Annotated in this window: 2 protein-coding genes; one reads left to right on the forward strand and one right to left on the reverse strand. The window is 31.2% G+C overall.

Going from position 1 to position 1,069, the window contains the following annotated elements; genetic code table 11:
• Positions 1–175 precede the first annotated feature (175 nt).
• On the forward strand, positions 176–355 hold the full coding sequence (locus ACFV3I_RS18780; RefSeq protein WP_002498892.1) for a CsbD family protein: 180 nt from the start codon (positions 176–178) through the stop codon (positions 353–355).
• 32 nt (positions 356–387) lie between these two features.
• Here ACFV3I_RS18780 and ACFV3I_RS18785 read toward each other — a convergent pair whose 3' ends face one another.
• Positions 388–786 carry a YolD-like family protein gene (locus ACFV3I_RS18785; RefSeq protein WP_002498893.1) on the reverse strand — a complete coding sequence of 133 codons (399 nt, stop codon included), beginning with the start codon at positions 784–786 and terminating at the stop codon, positions 388–390.
• Between the last annotated feature and the right edge of the window lie 283 nt (positions 787–1,069).

The following is a 1,069-nucleotide window of genomic DNA, read 5'->3' on the forward strand; positions in this document are numbered from 1 at the left end:
GTAGTAATTAAACTTCTTTACTTGAATTAAATTATTATATGTATTAGGTTGAGAAAGTAGTCAATGTTTTCTCATTAGCATTAGACTTCTTATATTACTTCCTTTCAAAACTATATTAAAATAATGTTTCAGTAGTGCTTGTTATACACTACATTACCCTTAAGGAGGCTTAAACATGGCTGAAAATAAATTGGAACAAGTCAAAGGCAATATTAAAGAAACTGTTGGCGATGCTGCTAACAATGACAACTTAGAACAAGAAGGTAAAAAAGATAAAGCATCAGGTAAAGCCAAAGAAGTCGTTGATAACGTTAAAGACAAAGCATCTGATGTTGTTGACAAGTTTAAAAAGTAAAATCTTAAGCCACTCATATAGAGTGGCTTTTCTTATTCAATATCTTTTATATTTTTCATGGGTATTTCCATGGTTTCGTTCCCATCTTCGTTACTAATAATAATAACTTTATTGAGTGTATCTACCGTTTTAATGTAAGCCTCATGCTGGTAATAATAACCTTGCTTCCAATAAGTCACAATGGCTTTTTCTTTAAAGAATTTTTTCCAGTTTACTTTTTCATTTAGAACATTGAGTTGATCATCTAAAAGCGAAGGACGTTCTTCTTTATTTTGATCTTCCATATATTGTTCTATTTGTTGATATTGCTCAGGAATCGTCTTAAAAGCTATCCACTTAACAAACCCTCTACCTCTAGGAATATTAAAATTTAAATACTCTCTAGGTATCTTACGATAATCCGTTTCATCCTCATATTGCTTAGGAATCATATTCAAACACCTCAACCATATAATAGAACATATGTTCGCTTTTGTAAAGGCTCTCATCAATATGAAAATGGACTCAAAAGAATTAAAGAGCTTCCGTGACGTTCTCTTTTTTGCACGTTACAACTTGCATGTTTCGACTTGCTCTGATGTATTGCAAAAAAGGGGGTAAATATAATACGACTGAAAACCAATTGAAACGTTATTTAACTTACTTATGAACTACATCGTTACTAGAGTAACGATGTAGTTCATAAGGTAATAAAATGATTGAGAAGTATGAAAG

The sequence above is a fragment of the Microbacterium sp. NPDC059771 genome (assembly GCF_042732495.1).
Lineage (GTDB): Bacteria > Actinomycetota > Actinomycetes > Actinomycetales > Microbacteriaceae > Microbacterium > Microbacterium sufflavum.

What these genes read in the sequence shown, in the direction of transcription:
- ACFV3I_RS18785 (WP_002498893.1), bottom strand. Translation starts at nt 786, where the DNA reads ATGATTCCTAAGCAATATGAGGATGAAACGGATTATCGTAAGATACCT.
- ACFV3I_RS18780 (WP_002498892.1), top strand. Translation starts at nt 176, where the DNA reads ATGGCTGAAAATAAATTGGAACAAGTCAAAGGCAATATTAAAGAAACT.